This window comes from Candidatus Poribacteria bacterium (assembly GCA_026706025.1).
GTDB lineage: Bacteria > Poribacteria > WGA-4E > WGA-4E > WGA-3G > WGA-3G.
In genome coordinates, this window is record JAPOZO010000052.1 from 185,238 (window position 1) to 205,666 (window position 20,429).

Consider the following 20,429-nt stretch of genomic DNA (forward strand, 5'->3'; position numbering starts at 1 on the left):
AAGTCATCTGCTCTATACGATTTTTAGTAGATCTCCGTTCAACCCAACCTACGAGATTCAAGATTTTTTATCAAACTCACGTTAAAGAAAGGAAACTAAGAAATCAACATGGAGAGAATTCAGAACTACATTTCGCATCTTCAGGGTGTTTTGGAACGACTTTCCTTGGAAGATGTCCAACGTTCCATAGATGTTATTATGGACGCATATCACGCCGAAAAACAAATTTTTGTGATTGGCAATGGCGGAAGTGCCTCAACAGCGTCGCACCTCGCTTGTGATCTCGGAAAAGGCACGAGCGTCCCCGGGAAACCTCGCTTCCGAGTCATCAGCCTGACAGACAACGTCGCAACAATGAGCGCGTGGTCTAACGATGTATCCTATGAAGATGTCTTTGTCGAACAACTGAAAAATCTTGTGAACCCCGGAGATGTCGTTATCGGTATCAGTGCAAGTGGGAACTCTGAGAACGTAATCCGTGCAATGCAGCATGCCAGCGAGATTGGGTGCAAAACGATCGGATGGAGTGGATTCGGCGGCGGTACCTTAGCGACAATTTGTGATGTGAATGTTATTGTAGATAGCAATCACTATGGTCCCGTCGAGGATGTCCATTTAATTCTGAATCACGTCCTTCACGTCTGGGTCCGAGAAGAGTTGACATCAACCTAAAAGTAACAGAGGCAATCAGCGGTCAGCGGTCAGTCCCCAGCAAGATTTCTCTTTACTGATAACTGAATGCCGAAGGTCTCCGATAGCCAAAAATACAAATAGACCTTGACGCATGAGATTGCCTTAAGATATAATTCAATTAGTGATCAATCGTTAAATTGTTGCACAAAAAACACTTCGGGACTGAAAAGGACGGAACTTGCAATCCGAACAACGGATGAGGATAATTCCATGAGGCTCAAAACACATCTTCTGGGGTACGTGCTCCTTTTAATCGGATGTTTCTTCGTGAGTGGTGACCTGCTCGCGCAGGATACCGCGCTCGTTTACGTGATTGACATACGGAACGAGATCGGAAGTGGTCTCGGTACTTATATCAGTGACGGGATTCAGTTAGCCGAGGAAGCCGGGGCGGATGCGATTGTTTTTGATGTCGATACACCCGGTGGCAGAGTGGACTCCGCTGTGAATATTATTCGTTCAATTCAAAACACACAGATCCCGACGATCGCTTTTGTCAATCGGCAGGCGATCTCAGCGGGAGCAATGATCTCTATCGCTTGTAATCAGATTGTAATGACTTCCGGGGGCACCATCGGTGACTCCGCACCTGTTAATATTCAAGGAGACGAGGTCGGTGAAAAAGCAGTCTCCTATATCCAAGGGACGATTCGCGCAACCGCCGAACGCGAAAACCGGAATCCTGATATTGCCGAAGCCATGGTCGACAAAGAACTTGTTCTCGTTAAGCTCCGAGATGGGCAAATTATCAAACTCCTTCCCGAAGAATACGCGGTGCGAGAAGAAGAAGGTGAGGAGATGGAAATCCTCTGCGCACAAGGAAAATTGCTCACCTTGTCCACCCGGCAGGCACTTGAATATAGGTTCGTCGACGCGCAAGCAGAAACCCTCACTGAATTATTGACACAGTACGAGATTGTTGAAGTTGCTGGAACTAAGATGCCTCTCACAGAGGAAGCGATCATGCAACGGCAGCGTGAATACGGTGTTTCGCAAGTCAACCGTCTGAAAACATTGGCGGATGCCCGTGTTACAAAAGTTAAAGCCACACTCGCCGATAAGATCGTATTTTTCATCACCAACCCGTTTATCAGTTCGCTCCTACTTTCGTTGGGGCTTCTCGGTATCTTTATAGAGATTCGTTCACCCGGTTTCGGCGTTCCCGGTTTTCTTGGTCTGCTCTGTGTGGGTCTCTTCTTCGGGGGGCACATGCTGACGCAGATCGGTGCTGGATGGGCATTCCTGCTTTTCTTGGTCGGACTTGGGTTAATCGCTTTGGAGGTCTTTGTGATCCCCGGCTTTGGTGTTGCTGGAATCTTGGGTATTGTATTGATGTTGGGGAGTATATTTTTTGTTTTCGACGAAGCACACGATTTTAGCACCGCAGTCCTATGGCTCTCAATCTCTGTGATTTTGACTTCTGCATTGGTTCTTTTCGCCGCGTTTTTCTTACCCGAAACACGGCTTTTCCAGCGGTTCGCGCTGTCAACAGTCATGGATACTGAGATGGGATACCACTCCTCGAGTGCCGAAGATTTTCAGGCATATCTCGGACAATCGGGCACCGCCTTAACGCCGCTGCGGCCCTCTGGGACAGCACGAATCGGTAATAAAAGAGTGGATGTTGTTACCGTTGGCGATTTCATCGCACAAGATAGTAGTGTCAGAGTTGTCGAGGTTGAAGGTCCTAAAGTTTTCGTAGAGGCAGTTGAGGATGCATAATTTTGTTGTGATTGCTTGATAGGTTTGGAGGGACAGTTATGTGGTTTCTAATTTTCCTCATCAGTTTTGGAATTCTATTGGTATTTATTGAACTCTTGATTCTTCCAGGATTTGGGGCGGCAGGCATACCCGGGTGTCTACTTATACTGATAGGTGTCAGCATGGCGTGGTGGAAATTTGGTTGGCAGACCGCACTAACTTCTACCGGGATAACATTGGTGCTGGTCATTCCGTTGGCGATAATCGGGTTATCGCTCCTGCGCAGAACACCCGTCATTCAAACATTCATCTTGAATACAACTGAAAATAAGGAAGCTGGGTTCCAAGCACCACCTTCGGAATTGACAAACCTCGTCGGGAAATCTGGGAAGGCACTCACGCCTTTGCGCCCCGCAGGTGCGGCATTAATCAATGGACATCGCGTTGATATTGTCACACAAGGCGAATTTGTCGCTCCCGAAACAGATATCGAAGTAATTTTTGTGGAAGGAACCCGCGTCGTCGTTCGTAGCTTACAATAGAAGAGTTATCACTTGTCAGTTAGGGGTTTGTGGTGTCAAAGTTTCCTATGGGGTCTACAACAAAACTGAACACCACAGCAAAGTTACTGAAAACTGATAACTGAAACTGACAACTATTCGTAGGAGGCAGATAATGGATCTATTTACAGGGGGAATCGCCCTTGTTGTCCTAATTGTTATCATCACGTTCTTTTGGTTCGTTCCTGTTGGACTTTGGATCGCCGCTATCGCAGCCGGAGTTCCGCTCCGAATTTTTGACCTGATCGGAATGCGCCTCAGACGAGTGAATCCAAATATTATTGTAAAGGGGTTAATCAGTGCACACAAAGCAGGTTTGAAGGTAATAACTTCCGAGTTAGAGGCACATTACCTCGCTGGCGGAAACGTCCTCAACGTTGTCAGCGCACTCATCGCAGCAGATAAAGCGAGAATTGAACTTAATTTTCAACGCTCCGCCGCTATAGACTTGGCTGGACGTGATGTGTTTGAGGCGGTTCAGATCAGCGTTAATCCGCGGGTGATTACCACGGCGAGGATCAGTGCTCTCGCTTTAGATGGTGTTGAATTGATAACGACTGTACGGATCACTGTCCGGACGAATATCAATCGTCTTGTCGGGGGGGCAGGTGAGGAGACGATCATCGCGCGTGTCGGCGAAGGTATTATCAGTGCAATTGGTGCCTCTGAAACCTACGAAGATGTCCTTGAAAACCCGGACATCATCTCTAAGACAGTATTAGATCGAGGCCTTGATGCCGGAACCGCTTTTGAAATCCTTTCTATTGATATTGCTGATGTCAATGTTGGCAAAAATATCGGTGCTGAACTTCAAGCGGAGCAAGCCGAAGCGGATCTTGTCGTCGCACAAGCGAAGGCGGAAGAACGGCGCGCCATGGCGGTCGCTCGGAAACAACAAATGACCGCGAACGTTCAAGAGATGCGTGCAAAGGTGGTTGAAGCTGAAGCGGAGGTCCCCCGCTCCCTCGCGAGTGCGTTCCGTGAAGGCAACTTAAATGTTACAGAGCAGTAATCCTGATACTATAGGCGCGGGCAAATTATCGCGCGACTCTATCTACCTTTTGTAGACGCGGTTTCAAACCGCGCCTACGGAAATATCACGTCAATGGAGAAAAATAAATATGACACCAACAATTGTTGCGATTATCGCTGTTGTGATACTCCTATTTCTAATTACGCTTAGCTGGCTCGTCCCAATCGGGTTGTGGATTACTGCTATTGCGGCGGGTGTTAAGGTCGGAATTTTCGATCTCGTTGCGATGCGTTTGCGGCGTGTCCCACCCGCTGCGATTGTGGAACCACAGATTAACGCAACGAAGGCAGGGTTAAGCCTGTCTCTTGATGATCTTGAAGCACATTTTCTCGCCGGGGGGCGTGTCGCAAGTGTTGTCGCCGCACTTATCGCAGCAGACAAAGCGAACATTGAACTCGGCTTCGCACAAGCCGCCGCAATTGACCTCGCAGGTAGGGATGTCTTGCAAGCCGTCCAGGTCAGTGTTACACCAGAGATTATTGATATTCCCAGTCAAGACGATGCCAGTACCGGCATCACTGCTGTTGCCCGGGACGGTATCCAGTTAATTGTGAAGGCACGCGTTACAGTCCGAGCAGATATCGACCGGCTCGTCGGCGGTGCTACCGAAGATACCATCCGGGCAAGGGTCGGTGAAGGCATTATCACTACGATCGGCTCATCCGGAAGCCACAAGGAAGTTTTAGAAAACCCAGTCCGTATTTCAGAAACAGTTCTTGATAAAGGCTTAGCCGCCGGAACCGCATTTGAGATTCTGTCTATTGATATTGCAGATATAAATGTCGGCGAGAACGTGGGTGCAAAATTACAGACCGATCAAGCGGAAGCGGAACTCAAAATTGCACGTGCAAAGGCTGAAGAGCAACGCGCTCGCGCACAAGCGGAAGAGGAAGAGAATAAGGCACTCGTTGAAGAAATGACAATTAAACTCATTGAGGCTGACGCTGAAGTGCCGCTCGCGATCGCTGACACGCTTACCTCCGAAAGAATGAGCGTCATGGATTATTACGAACTCAGGAATATCCTCGCGGATACGGAGATGCGACAGTCCATCGCCTCGCCTGTTACTGAAGGACAAGAGATAGACACAACGCGTTCTTCGCACTCACTCGGACTTTCATAGCAGTCACTGAAGGGAAACTATAACACGGGTCCCTAAAGGAGAAATTGATGGAGAATCTCATTCAGTTGATAATACCCCTCGCTATTGTGATTCTTTCACTCGTTGTAAGCAATTCGCGGCGGCGGAAGGCACAACAACAGAACGCTGAGAGAAGAATCGAGGAGAACACGCTCTCTGAGAGGGACGGCGACGCATCACCACCACCTTTCATGGAGGATTTTCCATTTGCAACAGAGTTAGAGCAGATGATGACGCAAGAGGACGAAGACGAAACGGAAGCGGTGCCAGCGGCTTCTGAAGAACCGGAACCGCCTGCACCACAAGAGCCAACTCAGCCCGTTGAGAAGCCACAGCCACAACCGCCGCGAGTACCTGTGGAATCCCCAGCCGGGATTCGATCTATCCCTGCTACGTCACTGCTGAATTTGTCGCCTCAAACATTCCGTCAAGGTATCATTCTCAAAGAAATCTTGGAGCGGCCCCGATCGCGACGAACGAGGCAGAACAGATAGGTGCATTTACACGGTACTGACGCAATTGCTGTACACCTATGCCGAGGTGCGTTCTCTGTTCAAGTACATCTATTTCCCTAAGCCCTGAACAGGAAATATCGGATTTTAAATGAAAACCCGCCTCTTTTACAAAATTGCCGTTATTATCCCAGTTTTTCTACTGTTCATAGGGTGTTCGCGCCGCCAAAAAATTACCGAGCCGCAGCCCCCTTTCTATACTGAGATCCCCTCTTATACCCGGCATCTCAAGGGATTCAAAATCTGTCTGGACCCAGGACACGGCGGGCAAGCACACATCTCTGATTACAAACGCGGTCCGACAGGCGTTCGTGAGGCGGATGTCAACCTACAAGTCGCTCTTCATTTACGTAACATGCTACAGGAAGTCGGGGCTACTGTCGTCATGACGCGTGTTGATGATGCTTACGTGAGTTTGGCGGCGCGAAGTCAAATCGCCAACGAAAGTGGGGCTGATTTTTTTATTTCTCTTCACCATAACGGCATTGATAACCCTGAAACTAACTATACCTCTACATGGTATCACGGCGATGCGGACGACTCGCGCCAGAGCCTCGACCTTGCTCGATATGTCCAACAAGGGGTTTCGGACGCGCTGCGATTACCGAGTTCGCCAGCAACAGGTCTCTTTTCGGATAAGTTGATGGCTGCTTCTGGCTTTGGCGTTTTGCGGCTAACGAAATGTCCAGCGGTCTTATGTGAAGCATCTTTCCTCTCAAACCCAGATGAAGAGGCGCGGTTGAAAAAGGACGACTACCTCAGAAACGAGGCTTACGGCTACTTTCTCGGTGTCGCCCGTTACGTTGCCGCAGGGTTTCCGAAGGGGGTTTTGATAGCACCACAACCTGAGACTATTATCCAGACCAGAACGCCACAACTTCAGATTCGAGTCATGGATGGACTCCACGAACGCGGCGCGTGGATGCTCAAACGCCAGCAGGTCTTCACGAACTCTATCCGAGTCAAACTTGATGACGTAAGTGTGCCATATCACTACGATCGCGATACGGATATAATCACGGTTGCTATTGAAAAACCGCTCGCAAACGGTGTCCATTCTGTCGAGACTGAATTGGTGAACTATTATGGTAATCACAGCCTACCTTCGCGGCAGTGGTTTAAAGTCGCACCCGCGGCGGTAGAACTTCGCCTTAATGCTTGGACGGATACGCTTCCGGTTGCGGGTAAAGGTTACGTCAGTATTTCTGTAACCGCGCTTGACGCTGAGGGAACACCCATTGCTGATGGTGAACCGATCTACATGCAAACATCAAACGGGACATTGGCAGAGATCCATCAATTATCAAAGCGCGGTTTATCGAACTTCTATCTCTACGCCCCTGATTCACCCGGTACGGCAACTGTAGAAGCCGCTTATGGTGAAAAGCGGGCATCGTTAACGGTTAACTTTACAGACACGGATATTGCTATTGTGCAAGGGCAAGTTTCTGACGCGGACTCTGGAGAACCGCTGCGAGATGTACAATTACAGGCTCATCCGGGGTTAACCGCAACCACAAATACTGACGGGCACTTCTTCATCACAACCGATCCCACGTCGAAGGCTCCAATCAAAACAACGCTACACATTTCCAAAATGGGTTACTATTCCCACAAACGCAAAATTGACCTTATCCCAAATCAGGCAACGGTTGTGCCTACTAAACTTCATCCTATTGCTGGCGGAGCGTTTGCATCAACAGTCATCATTCTCGACTCACGAAGTGATACACCTCCTACGGAAAAATTGATCGAAACCTTGAGCGAATTACTCGAACTTGCTGGCGCAAAGGTTTATAATATTCATACCCCCGGACAAAGGTTGACCATAGCAGAACGGATACGCCAGATTAACGCTATTGAAGGGAGAGGGTATTATTTGCAAATTAACCATACACAGTGGCGCAAAGATGAACCGCCTTTGACCGCAGCACACTACCGCGGCAATCAAGGGACAGAAACATTTCTAAAACGGATACTCGAACAGTTCAACAAAACACTTTTTCAGACACCCATTGTCACGGTTCAAGATCGGACGACTCCTGAAATCCAGCAGACAAACAAAATGGCAATGACACTTGAAATCCGATCCTTAAATCAGCAAAATACTTCTGCCGTGGAGGAAGCACACGCCATTTTTTTTGGGGCATGGGCTTTCCTAAAATCAGATGGCAAGATTGATGCAGAAGAGCAAAAACGTTTTATAGCATACTTAAAAGAGATACGAAAGTAGCCGTCACTGAAAAGAAAAGTAGTAGGCCCAGTCCCTGTGCCGTCACTGAGCAGAAATCGCATGAATATAATTTCTCGAATCACAAAGCTACAACTCAAGCATCCGTTCAAAATTGCCCGCCGTGCAACAGATGCATACCGACAGGTAATTTCGGTAGAGATTGATGGTGGCATCGGTGAAACAGCACCCGCCCGGTTTTATGGTGAAACCGTCGAGACAGTGAGTATCGCATTAGAAGCTATTGCCCCCGCACTTCCTGACAATCTCGATGCGATCCATGATGTAATGGCGACTGTCGAAACGACGTTTGGTAGCAATTACGCCGCGAAATCTGCCATTGATATGGCACTACATGACCGACTCGGTAAAAAACTCGGCGTTCCGCTCTACCGATTCTGGGGTCTTAACCCGCAGAAAACGCCTTGCACGTCGTTTACTATCGGACTTGATGAACCTGAAGTGATGGCAGAGAAAACTCGAAATGCTGAAGCGTATCCGATCCTAAAAGTCAAACTCGGTACACCTCATGATATTGAGATAATTGAGACGCTCCGCGGTGTAACAGATAAACCCATCTACGTCGATGCGAATACGGCGTGGACACCGAAAGAGGCAGTCCGCAAGATTCGTGAACTTGCCCAATATGGTGTTGAGCTAATTGAACAACCGACGAAACCTGATGATCTGGCAGGACTCAAATTTGTTCGCGAAAACTCAGAATTACCGATCATTGCCGATGAAAGCGTCAAACGCGCGAGTGATATTCCGGCACTTGCTGAGTGCGTTGACGGCATTAATATCAAACTCGTCAAGTGTGGAGGACTACTTGAAGCGCATCGGATGATACACATCGCTCGCGCACACGGCTTGCTTATTATGATCGGTTGTATGATAGAGAGTTCGCTCGGCATCACCGCCGCTGCACACTTGACACCGCTCGTAGACTACGCCGATCTCGATGGCAATCTGCTCATCACAAACGACCCATATACGGGTGTAACTCTTGATAACGGTAAACTAATACTACCAAAACACCCCGGCATCGGGGTTATGTGAAGAATATTCGCAAAATATTAGAATATATGTGGTGATTAGGTGTAGTGATTGGATAGGTTAATCATGGAAATAGGATTAGAAATAATAGTTGCCATTCTTATTTTCGCTCCAATAACTGCTCTTGTTATTCTCATACATAACTTGGCGAAAACAATAGGAAAAAACAAAGACGATAAAGAATACTTAGAATATGTTTATTTAATGATCATTCTAACGACATTATTAATAATCCTAAATTACATAGGCTGAACATAGACTAACCAAGTGTAAAAACTCTTCCATTCTGAATTATGGATATTATTCCATTTTAAGTCCAAAACGACTTATTGCGTTCTTTTTTCCACACAAACTCTAAAGTTGGTTGTTGCTAAAAAATTTACTTTCAGGATATATACAACCGCTAAACCAAATGGAGAAATTTAAAAATGACAAAACAGAACCGAAACGTCCTCATCACCGGCGGCACCGGTATATTAGGGAGTGCTGTTACTAAAGCCTACCTTGCCCAAGGCGATACTGTCGCAGTGACCTATCTGTTTGAAGAAGAGGTCGAACGCTTCAAACAATATAACCCTGACCTCAACGAAGATGTCACCTTCCTCTTTGCGAACGTTACCGAGGAAACCGAAGTTCAGAAGACCATTGAAGCATTCGTATCCAAGTTTGGATCATTGGATGTCTTGGTAAATATCGTAGGTGGATTTGTCGGGGGGATACCAACGGCAGAACTTGAAGAGGACAGATGGGATTTCATGATGAATCTCAACCTCAAATCGGTTTTCCTCTGCTGCAAGACCGTTATTCCGCACATGACAGCACAAAGTTATGGGAAGATCATCAACGTCTCCGCACGCGCAGGCTTAAAAGGCGAGGCGGGTTTGAGTGCCTATTGTGTTTCCAAGGGCGGTGTCCGCACCTTGACCGAGTCGCTGGCTGCTGAGGTAATGGATTCGGGTGTGAACGTTAATGCCATTATGCCGAGCGTTATGGACACCCCTGCTAACCGGGAATCCATGCCCGACGAAGAACACGATCGGTGGGTAGCCCCCGCCGATGTCGCCAAAGTGATCTGCTTCCTCACTTCCGACGATGCTACTATCATCAACGGTGCTGCGATCCCCGTTTACGGCAGAGCCTAATCTACTGACCTCTTTGCCCGGGCGGACTGTAATGTCCGCCCACTTCGTAAAACGATAAAAGAGAATACATTTTCTGCCTTACCTGTTTTCAATTTCCTATAGAAACAGAAAATTGCTAAAATAAAAAGCATCACTTTAAACCTGCCATAAAATCCAACGTCTTATTAAATGTATAGACGTTAAAAAACGCGCCTTTTCATTAGCCTTCACGCGTTCGCGTTACAGGCACAAGTATAAATAGACTTGCCTGAACGACTTTACCTTTCACTCTACCAATCAAGTAAACCCAAAATTGAAAATAATAAAAAAGGAGATATTCCATGAACCACTTGGAATTCTACACACTCGCGAGAAGTCTTTTTGTCCCTTCAGAGACCCAGGCATCTCACTTTCAAAAACTGATGGTTGAGCGTTATCACGTGAACGTCTCCATTGATGATAATCGGTTAGCAACAACAGAAGTAGATCTCGTTTTCAGCAATCCAAATAACGTTCCTATCGGTGGTCTTTTTCTTTTTCCACTACCGGCTGGCGCGAAACAAAAAAATACCGAGATTCGCATTAGTGGCAATCTCACGGAACCACAGTTGCTGAGACAACAGAAATTAACCGAGTTCTACAAACGCATTCTTCAAGCGCAAGACTTGCAAATGCTACAGACAATCGGCACTTCCGCGTTGCAAGTAGAGATCCCACCGATTCCTGATAATAGTGAATGTCGCGTTCAGATTAGATATTCTGAACTTGTTAAGAAAACCGACGAAAGTTTAGTGTACACGCATCACTTGCGAACCAATCAGCTTGTCGAAAGTTTCTTGATGTCGATAGACATTGAAGGTGAGGACGCACTTGGCGGCATTGAGTCCCCATCGCACGACGTTACGGTTACGCAAAACTATGCCAGCGCGAACATGGCTTACTACGCTTCCAATGTCGCATTAGATTCGGATTTCGTCTGTCGATATGCGCTTACCGATGACTTTTTCAATGAAGAAAGGCTGGTTTTCCATGACGTGTCTATGGATAACGCACCGCCATTAACGCTTCACAGCCCTACTTTCAAGCGGAAGCAGCCCGCGCGAGTCATGGAATCCCTTGCGTACAGTGCAATTGTTCCGACATCAGCACAATTAAACCCGCCCAACGGGACTGCTTATCGCGATGTCTTCTTCAAAGGACACGGCACGAACCCCTTTATTGATCCTGAAGACGACAACCAATCAACTTTTGGTATGGATGCCGATAGCGCGTCCTATTCCGTAGTGCGCCGTTATCTCCGAGATGGCTATCTGCCACCGATAGAAGCCGTACGGGTCGAGGAGTTCGTCAACGCTTTTGACTATGACTATACACCGCCAACAGACGACACTTTCGCACTGCATCTTGAGGGCGCACCTTCAAAATTTGGTGAAGGCAAGCGACTCCAGTTGCTACGCATTGGCATCCAAGGACGTGTTGTTCCTGATGTTGATCGCAAGGATGCTATACTCACCTTTGTGATTGATGTCTCTGGTTCAATGAGCTATGAAAATCGGTTGGGGTTGGTGAAAAAGGCATTGCGACTTTTGGTCAAACAACTCCGTCCCGCCGACAAGATTGGCATTGTCGTTTACGGAACAAACGCTCGGGTCATCCTACCGCATACCAGCGTTGTGAATCGTGAACACATCTTGAAAAGCATTGATTCTCTGTGTCCAGAAGGTGTGACAAATGTCGAGGACGGAATTCACAAAGGGTATGAACTCGCTCGCAGGAATTCAGACAGCGATTGCATCAACCGCGTGATTCTCTGTTCAGACGGCGTTGCGAACGAGGGTGTAACATCCGCAGAAGCACTACTCAAGCAAATCCGTAACTATGTTGATGAAGATGGCATCTTCTTAACCACAGTCGGCTTCGGCATGGAGAATTACAACGATGTCCTGATGGAAAACTCGCGAAGAAAGGCAACGGAAATTACGCCTATGTGGATACCCTTAGCGAGGCGCGTCGTATCTTCGTCGAGAATCTCACCGGTACCTTGCAGATTATCGCGAAAGACGCAAAGGTACAGGTCAAGTTCAATCCAGACACCGTGCGATCCTTCCGGCTGATTGGTTATGAAAATCGCCAGATGAAACATGAGGATTTCCGAAACGATGCGGCGGATGCTGGAGAGATCGGATCCGGACACAGCGTCACTGCACTCTATGAAGTTAAACGCAATAAAGGTGTTGATACAGGTAGACTCGCTAAAGTCTCTATACGGTATGAAGACCCCGATACACAGAAAGTAACGGAAGTCAGCGAGAAATTCCGTGTTGAAGACCTTAAAAACCAGTTTGAGGGCACTTCACTCGGATTTCAGTTTGCCGCCACTGTCGCGCAATTTGCTGAAATTCTACGAGAGAGCGTCTGGGCGAAAAATGGTTGTTTGAAGACCGTCCATCAGACGCTTAAAGGCATCTTGCAACAGCATCCAAAGGTTGCCGCAAAAGATGAAACGCAAGCCGAGAAACGCGGGGATGAATTGTTAGCACTCGTGCGGAACGCAAGGTGCATTAAAGAACAGGAACAAGCAAGTTAGGGCATCCGGTGCATGTTCCTATCATTGACGAAACGGTTTTCTCAGTTGCGTCTGCATAAGTCGCTCTAAAATTTGCAGGCGCAACGCCGTTTCAACAGCTGCAACTTCAGGTTTTCCAGCGAGATTATTTGTCTCATTCGGATCGTTTTTCACATCAAACAACAGATAAACTTCGCCATCTTTGTTGAGCGCAGCCTTCCATTCCTGATTTAGCAGCATAATCTCGCCCTCTATCTCAGCAATTGCGAAATCACGGTGCGTCACTTCGGAGTTCGTTAGCACTGGACACAACGATTGCCCGAACTGACGATGCTCCAGTTCACCACCTGCCATTTCAACAAGCGTTGGACCGATATCAATCCATTCCACAGGACTATCACAAATACTACCAGTGTTTGTGCTATCGGGGGTACGAACGAGTAGCGGGATTCGAACTGCGCCGTTGAGGAAGTTGCTTTTATAAATGAGTCCATAGTCTCCGTTCATCTCACCGTGATCGGAGGTATGGACAATGACTGTGTTTTCAAGTTCGCCGCGTGCTGCAATTGTATCAAGGATTTCACCAATTTGTGCATCAATAAGTGTGACATTGCCTGCATAATTCGCACGGAGCCTACCGATTTCACCGGGTTCAAACGCTGGATTCATCCGCTGCATAACCCTATCCAAATGTCCTTGCGGACGTTCTCCGGCAGGTGGACGCGGGACCGCTGGCGGCATCTCCTTCGGATCATACATGCTGGCGTAAGGTTCTGGTGTATCCCAAGGCTCATGTGGTCCGCCGAAGCTCACCCAACAGCACCAAGGTTCCTCTCGATTGTAGTTCTGGAGGTATTGCTTCGCCTGTTGTCCGACGTAGACATCGGCGTAGTCTTCAAGTCCTAACGTTGATGGGCGCACGAGATACGGTTTCGTGCTAAACCGTTCACGATAGTCAGCGCGGTAGCCATCCCAAAGTCCTTTCGCCTCCCATTCCGCTGTCATGTGTGACAGGACGTTCGCGCTTGCCCGCGGCCCACCGATTTCATTCACATCATCTAACCCATAGGCATTCATTAACCCCTCGCGCTCACGCAAGTCCCCACCGTGTGGATGTAGATGCGTTTTGCCGAAAAGACTCGTCCGGTAACCCGCGTCTCGCACCGCTTGCATCCATGTCGGCGTTTCAGCAGGCATCTGATGCTGCATATTGTTCCAAACGCCGGTGTTATGCGGATATAAACCTGTCGCTAAGCTCAACCGTGTCGGAATGCAAACCGGCGAGGTTGTAACACAATTCGTAAATTGAACACCTTCGCTTGCAATACGATCCAAATTCGGAGTCTGCACCCAATCACCACTGCAACCCATCGCGTCCCACCGCTGCTGGTCTGTCATGACTAAAAGAATATTCGGACTTCCCATCTTTAACCTCGTTCGATTCCTGCTTCCGTAAAGGCGTTTGATAATGTCTCGTAAGAGAGTGTCGCAGCAGCGAGCGGATCGTAGTCTTCGCGTGCTTGCACCATGAAACTCACCTCAGCGGTGATGAACCCCTCATAACCGTGTGCTTGCATCTTCTTGAGGTAGTCAACATAATCAAAAGTGCCTTCGCCGGGGATGAGGAACTCAAAGTCCGGGGCAATACCGCGCTGATCCTTGACATGCGTGTGCGCTGAAACCGCTGCCAGTGCCGACACCGTTTCTTCTGTCGGCATACCGACAATATCAAAATGGCTGATGTCGAAGTTAACCTTGAGATATGGCGAATTGACGATTTCCAAGAGTTCAAGCACTTTCGCTGGTGTGTCAATGATTGCCCCGATGTGCGGTTCCATAGCGATCGTAACGCCGCGCAATGCCCCGTAATCGACAAGTGCTCCTATCCGTTCCGCGAGGAAATCTTTGTTTCTGTCCCAATCGTCCGGTTTCCCGCCGGGGGTCGTGTTAACTGCAGGCAGTTCATCCCCTTGTGCGAGTTCGACAGCAAGATCAACGCCACCTTTCAGCCGCCACATATTCTTCGCATGTGCATCAGGGTCTGTTTCGAGTAAACTGGAATGTGCTGCGATTGCTGGCAATGCTAAGTTATGCTGCTTTAACAGAGACGCAATTCGTTTCCGTTCCGCAGCATCAAGCGTGCTGAGTTCAGTCGTAAACCGAGGAATGATGGTAAGTTCAACGCCATCGTATCCAAGGTTCGATAAATGGGAGATGGCGGTATCAATAGGGACAGTAGGCATTCCCCATGTACTATATCCAAGTTTCATTTTTTAATTTTTCCTTGCGGTTAAATAGTGTGGATTTGAACTTTAGCACCCTTTTCTTAAGTCCGCCCTCCACTACGTTACGGGCTACAGGTTTTGTACGATGAAGAGGGTTTCATGATGGTTTCTGGTGAAATTCACGTCCGACGCTAAGTGGTACGTCCGATCCACCAAAAATCTGTGCGAAATGAAATTATGCCTTAAATGGCATAATTTGTCTTTGCTTTACATTTGGAGCACAGTGCAGAAACTTAATAGTTAGAGGATGTCAAAAGATTGAACCGATCCAATCGTTTATTAGGAAATCGACCCGTTGAATGAGCAAAGCGACACGTCCCATAACCGTGTTACCGAACGCTGAACCGAACCCTATCATGAGGAAGGCGATGCCGACCTTTGAAATCCATTTGAGGGGACCTCTGTGTTCTACGGAAAAGAAGAAATAAGTGAGAGTACAAATGACACCAATAACCATAAGAACTGCCTCAAAAATGCCCCAGCCAGAGAGAGTACCCGCATGAACTGCTGCAAATGGTTCAACTGTTCCGCGCGTCTGCTCGAAAATACTAGCTCTCAACACATTCGGTATTGAAAGACCTGCTCCAAACCCGATCAAGATAGCAGTTGGGTATCGAATCAACCAAGTGTGGCGGGGAGACACCCCACTGAAGAATAGCAAACCGACTCCAATCGGAATCAGTTTCCACAATCCACTCCAGCCTGCTTCTCGAGGCACGCCTGGCCAAAACGGTTTCACTGCTGCCCAGAACGGCTCCCAAGCGAAAGGAATAAACCCTTGGTGAACGGATAGAACGATACCGTAACCAACAGACATACCTACAAAGAGGTGTTCTGCAAAACGATAAAACGGGTTATCCTTATATAGGAAACTGTAGATACAAAGCGTCAGTAACGCTGCGATCCAGATACCAAAAATTTCCATTAATTTATCCCTCCCGTCGGCGTTGAATGAAGAATACAATGTTGCCGATAATGACTAATCCCAGAATTAATACATGCACTGGAGAAGCATTGTTTATCCCTTGTGTTCCCTTTTCTGGTACACCGATAAGTTTCTCATATTCGGAGGCTCCCAAATAGCCAGGCATTAATCCGACTAACTGATTGGTTTGAAGGTAAGGGTACATATTGGAAACAATAACGCCAGTAACCCCAGCGGCAATCTGTTGATTATATTTCACATTGACATAAGTGATCCAGAGATCAGTCGTACTACCAGACGCGAGGTCCAAGATGAGGTCAATTTGGTCATAATTGGTGATATCTTTCATCATTGAGATCTCTGTAAGGGGTGTGTTTGTATAATCTTTCTCAAAGACACTTCCAATGCTGATTCCCATCCGAAGCATAACCTGTTCGCCTCCAGGGCGAAATCCGAGGAAGACATAATCGTCGCCGTTGACTGCACCTGTCTCTTCTGCAACCTCCGTTATCAATGTATCGGCGAGGGTTGGCGCAAACGGATAAAGGGTCATCCCAATGACACGGACATTTTTATCAAAGCAATGTCTTAGAACAGCTTTTGCCATAGGATTGAGTTCCGGTAAAGAGGAGGGACCATAATCGAAAGCAATCATGATAGTCGACCCAGCGGGAAGCGCGTCAATGTAATCGTAGATTTTCTGTGTCGGTTCGGAAACGTTGATTGGCAAATTGAGTGGTAAAAGCGTTGGAATGATAACCGCCAGTGCAACAAAAATAAAAATAAGTCGTCGGTCGAGATTCATCAATTTACTGAGCATTCTCTTAATCTCCCCCGCCTATGTAAGAGCGTTCGATCCCGAGTATAAGCCGAATAGCTTGTGAAATCACCCCTAAACTGACACCGAGGATAATCCCTCGCCTGGCAGAAAGATTCGGGTTTCCCAAAATCCATTGCCGAGCTTCTGAAGCACCGTTGTCCCATGGCAACCAGGATAGAACTGTATTCCAAATCAGATCACCAACAGGGACATTTCCGATTAACACAATCATTGCAGAAATTAAGAGTAATGAGGCTTCAAACGTCCGGGCGCGGAAGGCACGGAATGCTGCAGAAGCAATTAAAAAGGCAAGGAGCGAGAACATTGTCGCATCCAGAGGGACTTGAACGTTGTTGAATAACCACGCAAATGCTGGATGCTGCGGTCCAAATGGAAGCCCTATAACTACCATTGTCAGAAGTCCCGCAAAGACAACAAAACTGTATTGCCAATGCTCTGTGCGGCGGCGAATACGTATCACATGGGTTTGGACGAGCGTTATTGTTCCTACGGCAAGCGCAAAAGGCGACATAATTAGTGCCCAATAAACGACCTCATCGTAAATCGATTGAGAGAACGAATGTGGGCTGAACTGCGTAAAACACATCACAACGCCGAAAAGAAAACAGAGCACTAAGGGGACTTGTCGTTTCATAAACATCTCCTCAGTGTTACAGGCTTGAAGATTGCATATAGATGATGTTGAGCCTTCATGGTACCTCCTAATTGACTCGCTGTAAGAGCGTTGTTATCCAAGTAATACCGGATAGTTCAAGGATTACGCCGAGGGCGATAGCACCGAAGATGAGTACCTTTCCCCAATCTTGTCCTCGAAGACTTCCAAGGAGCATCGGTTCTTTCGAGAGGTAAGCACTTGCTGCGTAGAGTTCTTCACCAATTAGGGTGTAATCACAGGCAGCAATGAAGAAAGGAAGTTGGTGCTCAGAGTCTGTTCCCGCAATCTGTATAGCACCGATAGAATTTCCAGTTTCGGCGAGGATAAGCGATTCGGCAGCGAAAGAGCCTTGTAAAAATACTGTCGCTGGTTTCTCACGAACCATGATACCATCAACACCCGCAGCATAAGCGAACTGGTCTTCCGTGAGAAAAAAGATATTCTCCTCGTTGTAAGCATCTGGATGGCCTTCCTCAAGGTACGCAGTTTTCACCATCTCTCGCACAACGTTCATCACAATCGGGTCATTGCATGGCACACGTAGCGGGGTCTCATAGTCAGCAGTTCGCCGCGCGACTTGCGCTAAAATCGTCATACTGGCAACAGTCGCCACGCCACTGACACCACCTAATCCCAATACATACAGAATTGAACGCCCCATCTCCGTGGCTCTCCCGATGGCTTCATCTACTGCCTCAAGTCCAGGAATGCGACGGACAAATACCTCTTTGCCGCTTCGCGCATTATAGATATTCCAAACAATCGCTGCAGAAAAAAGAAGCATGGCGATAAACAGCGGGGTCTTTTCGGTATGAAACCATTCCCCTGTCCCTTTAACCGGGGCAGTCTGTTCAGAATCTACAGTCGCCTCTGTTTCGGAAATAACACGCACAATGTAGGTGTAAATGTTTCCTTTTTCAATAGCGGAATCGACATAAGTCGTTGTTCCAGCAGGCAACAGTTCACCGATTTCTTCAAGCTCGCCATCTGCTATCTGCCGTAGGATTTGATAGCCGCTGATGCCGGTATCCTCAGCTGCTGCATCCCACTTAATAGTAATGCTGGAGCCATCGTCGTTCGGCGTATCCACCGCCGTGACATTTGACGGTACGATAGGTTCCCCTTGGCTGAACGCAGTCTCGATGCTTAGGCATAAAACCAAGCAGATGGCTATCCATTGAATTGTTTTTATCATAAATGTTATATTCCTCGAGAGTGGTTATCAGTTTACTTCGCGGTGAGAATACGCTGCGCTTTCAGTTATCAGTTAAAGAATGCCTCGCAATGTGCTAACTGAGTACTGAAAGATTTTTCGCAGAAAAATCGTACTGAAAACTGACAACTATTAAAAACATTGTGATATGGCTTCTAAAACGTGCTGATCGTCTACATCGTTTCGGATGACTACCTCCCCAATACGCGTCGGTAGAATGAGGCGGAGTTTACCACCGAGCGTCTTTTTGTCTAAATACATAGCATCACATATTGCTTCTGGGGTCAGGTCGGGCGGGAACGTAAGCGGCAATTTCGCACGGTTTAAGAGCGTGCGTTGCCGTTGAAAATCGGTTTCAGAGAACATCCGCAAATTAACCGCCAATTGCGCAGCACAATTCATACCGATAGAGACGGCTTCGCCGTGACGGTATCTGTTGTAGTGCGTCAGTGTTTCAAGCGCGTGGCCAAACGTATGTCCATAGTTAAGCACCATCCGCAACCCGCTCTCTTTCTCATCTTTCGCGACGACTTCCGCTTTGTTGACGCACGCGCTTGCGATCATCTCAATAAGCGTTGTGTCTTCTAAATTTAGGATAGCGTCGAGTTTTTCCTCAACCATTTCAAACAACGGTTCATCGCGGATGACCCCCATTTTGATAACTTCAATAAGTCCTGAACGAATATCGCGTTGTGGTAAGGTTCTGAGCGTATCTACGTCAATGAGTACCAATTTCGGTTGATGAAACGCGCCGATGAGGTTCTTGCCCTTCGGATGATTAATCGCTGTCTTGCCACCAACACTCGCATCAACTTGTGCCTGTAGCGTTGTTGGGATCTGAACGTAAGAGATACCACGCATATATACCGCCGCTGCAAAACCGCCCAAATCACCGATGACACCGCCACCGAGCGCAATAAGTGTTGAACCACGGTCGAGTTGGTGTGCAATCAAACTATCCTGTATCCGAGAGAACTGTGCCAACGATTTGCTTTCTTCACCAGCAGGTGCCTCTATTGTGCTTACATCAAATCCCGCATTTTTAAGGCTTTGGTGAACAGCAGGCATATATTGTGATTTAACAAATGAATCCGAAACGATAAGCACCTTTTGGGATTTGGTATGTGACGTAAGCAGTTCGCCAACCCGATTAAGAAGCGCGCCTCCGATAATGATCGGATAGCTATTATCCCCGAGTTCTACGCGTAAAGTTTTCGTCATTTTGAGGTCCTGACACTTTGTGCAAATACCCGTTTGATATATCCCATAATTTCTCCGAAGGAGCGGCCTGTTGTTTCCACCATATAATCGGCTGTTGCATAATAGGGGTGCCGTTCTTCGAGCATAGTTCTAATCTTCGTGAGCGCATCGGGAGTTTGAAGCAGCGGCCGGTGTGACTGATGTCGAACCCGTTGATAGATTTCCTCTGCTGTCGCATTTAGACAGAAGACGATACCGTTACGTTTAAGTGCTACCATATTCGCTTCTTTTAGAACCACACCGCCGCCCGTAGAGATGACGTAACTATACAGATTTGACACTTTACGGACGGCTTCGCTTTCCAATTCTCGAAAAGCCGGTTCGCCATCTTCCGCGAAGATGTCACTGATACGTCGCCCACTATCGCGTTCAATGACATCGTCAGTATCCACATAGCGCATCCGGAGTTGCATGGAAAGCCGTCTACCTATAGAGGTTTTCCCGGTCCCCATAAAACCGACAAGCACAATGTTGGGTTTCCTTTTTTCCTGACGTTTCACCGGTTCTCCACCTTTATTGCGACTGTTACCGTAACTCTGTTGGGGCGATTTAAAATCGGGTCCCATCCGTTACTGGGAAAGGATTTACTGACAACTGAAAACTATTATACCGCTTTTAAAAAATATTGTAAAGGGTT

At 47.5% G+C, this 20,429-nt stretch carries 18 protein-coding genes and 1 pseudogene; 11 read left to right on the forward strand and 8 right to left on the reverse strand.

The genetic code is table 11. The features are described 5' to 3' along the window. Window positions 1-108: 108 nt before the first annotated feature. The 11 genes and pseudogenes from OXH00_11715 to OXH00_11765 all read left to right on the forward strand — a co-directional run bounded on the left by OXH00_11715 (window position 109) and on the right by OXH00_11765 (window position 12,634). Window positions 109-672, forward strand: coding sequence for an SIS domain-containing protein (locus OXH00_11715; GenBank protein ID MCY3741678.1), 564 nt, complete (start codon window positions 109-111; stop codon window positions 670-672). Window positions 673-903: 231 nt separating this feature from the next. Next, entirely contained in the window at window positions 904-2,415 is a 1,512-nt protein-coding gene (locus tag OXH00_11720; GenBank protein MCY3741679.1) for a hypothetical protein, read from the forward strand. Window positions 2,416-2,453: 38 nt separating this feature from the next. Continuing rightward, on the forward strand, window positions 2,454-2,936 hold the full coding sequence (locus tag OXH00_11725) for a hypothetical protein (protein MCY3741680.1): 483 nt from the start codon (window positions 2,454-2,456) through the stop codon (window positions 2,934-2,936). A gap of 133 nt (window positions 2,937-3,069) precedes the next feature. Continuing rightward, window positions 3,070-3,948: pseudogene (gene floA, locus OXH00_11730) on the forward strand (flotillin-like protein FloA). 127 nt (window positions 3,949-4,075) lie between these two features. Continuing rightward, window positions 4,076-5,110, forward strand: a complete 1,035-nt coding sequence (gene floA, locus OXH00_11735) for a flotillin-like protein FloA (protein MCY3741681.1) — start codon at window positions 4,076-4,078, stop codon at window positions 5,108-5,110. Window positions 5,111-5,157: 47 nt separating this feature from the next. Further along, a complete protein-coding gene (locus tag OXH00_11740) occupies window positions 5,158-5,622 on the forward strand; it encodes a hypothetical protein (GenBank protein ID MCY3741682.1) in 465 nt (154 codons plus the stop codon). Window positions 5,623-5,731: 109 nt separating this feature from the next. Beyond that, complete coding sequence (locus OXH00_11745; GenBank protein MCY3741683.1) at window positions 5,732-7,873, forward strand: N-acetylmuramoyl-L-alanine amidase; 2,142 nt, start codon at window positions 5,732-5,734, stop codon at window positions 7,871-7,873. Window positions 7,874-7,933: 60 nt separating this feature from the next. Further along, window positions 7,934-8,929: a dipeptide epimerase gene (locus OXH00_11750; protein ID MCY3741684.1), complete on the forward strand. Its 996-nt coding sequence runs from the start codon at window positions 7,934-7,936 to the stop codon at window positions 8,927-8,929. Window positions 8,930-9,354: 425 nt separating this feature from the next. Next, a complete protein-coding gene (locus tag OXH00_11755) occupies window positions 9,355-10,068 on the forward strand; it encodes an SDR family NAD(P)-dependent oxidoreductase (GenBank protein ID MCY3741685.1) in 714 nt (237 codons plus the stop codon). A 320-nt stretch (window positions 10,069-10,388) separates the two neighbouring features. After that, window positions 10,389-12,161 (forward strand): von Willebrand factor type A domain-containing protein, encoded by a 1,773-nt coding sequence (locus tag OXH00_11760; protein MCY3741686.1) that lies wholly within the window; start codon window positions 10,389-10,391, stop codon window positions 12,159-12,161. Further along, the gene (locus tag OXH00_11765) at window positions 12,143-12,634 is read left to right on the forward strand and encodes a DUF3520 domain-containing protein (GenBank protein MCY3741687.1); all 492 of its coding nucleotides are present in this window, start codon (window positions 12,143-12,145) and stop codon (window positions 12,632-12,634) included. Before OXH00_11760 ends, OXH00_11765 begins: the two co-directional genes overlap by 19 nt. A gap of 21 nt (window positions 12,635-12,655) precedes the next feature. Here the strand turns inward: OXH00_11765 and OXH00_11770 are convergent, their stop codons facing one another. The 8 genes from OXH00_11770 to OXH00_11805 form a co-directional block, all read right to left on the reverse strand. Beyond that, window positions 12,656-14,038: a sulfatase-like hydrolase/transferase gene (locus OXH00_11770; protein MCY3741688.1), complete on the reverse strand. Its 1,383-nt coding sequence runs from the start codon at window positions 14,036-14,038 to the stop codon at window positions 12,656-12,658. A 2-nt stretch (window positions 14,039-14,040) separates the two neighbouring features. Continuing rightward, window positions 14,041-14,883, reverse strand: a complete 843-nt coding sequence (locus OXH00_11775; GenBank protein ID MCY3741689.1) for a sugar phosphate isomerase/epimerase — start codon at window positions 14,881-14,883, stop codon at window positions 14,041-14,043. Window positions 14,884-15,148: 265 nt separating this feature from the next. After that, a complete protein-coding gene (locus tag OXH00_11780) occupies window positions 15,149-15,823 on the reverse strand; it encodes a hypothetical protein (protein MCY3741690.1) in 675 nt (224 codons plus the stop codon). Between the two features lie 4 nt (window positions 15,824-15,827). Next, window positions 15,828-16,643, reverse strand: a complete 816-nt coding sequence (locus tag OXH00_11785; protein MCY3741691.1) for a hypothetical protein — start codon at window positions 16,641-16,643, stop codon at window positions 15,828-15,830. A 4-nt stretch (window positions 16,644-16,647) separates the two neighbouring features. After that, on the reverse strand, window positions 16,648-17,298 hold the full coding sequence (locus tag OXH00_11790) for a hypothetical protein (protein ID MCY3741692.1): 651 nt from the start codon (window positions 17,296-17,298) through the stop codon (window positions 16,648-16,650). A 67-nt stretch (window positions 17,299-17,365) separates the two neighbouring features. After that, window positions 17,366-18,514 carry a hypothetical protein gene (locus OXH00_11795; protein ID MCY3741693.1) on the reverse strand — a complete coding sequence of 383 codons (1,149 nt, stop codon included), beginning with the start codon at window positions 18,512-18,514 and terminating at the stop codon, window positions 17,366-17,368. 150 nt (window positions 18,515-18,664) lie between these two features. Beyond that, complete coding sequence (gene aroB, locus OXH00_11800; protein MCY3741694.1) at window positions 18,665-19,753, reverse strand: 3-dehydroquinate synthase; 1,089 nt, start codon at window positions 19,751-19,753, stop codon at window positions 18,665-18,667. Continuing rightward, window positions 19,750-20,292: a shikimate kinase gene (locus OXH00_11805; GenBank protein MCY3741695.1), complete on the reverse strand. Its 543-nt coding sequence runs from the start codon at window positions 20,290-20,292 to the stop codon at window positions 19,750-19,752. Before OXH00_11805 ends, aroB begins: the two co-directional genes overlap by 4 nt. Window positions 20,293-20,429 lie beyond the last annotated feature (137 nt).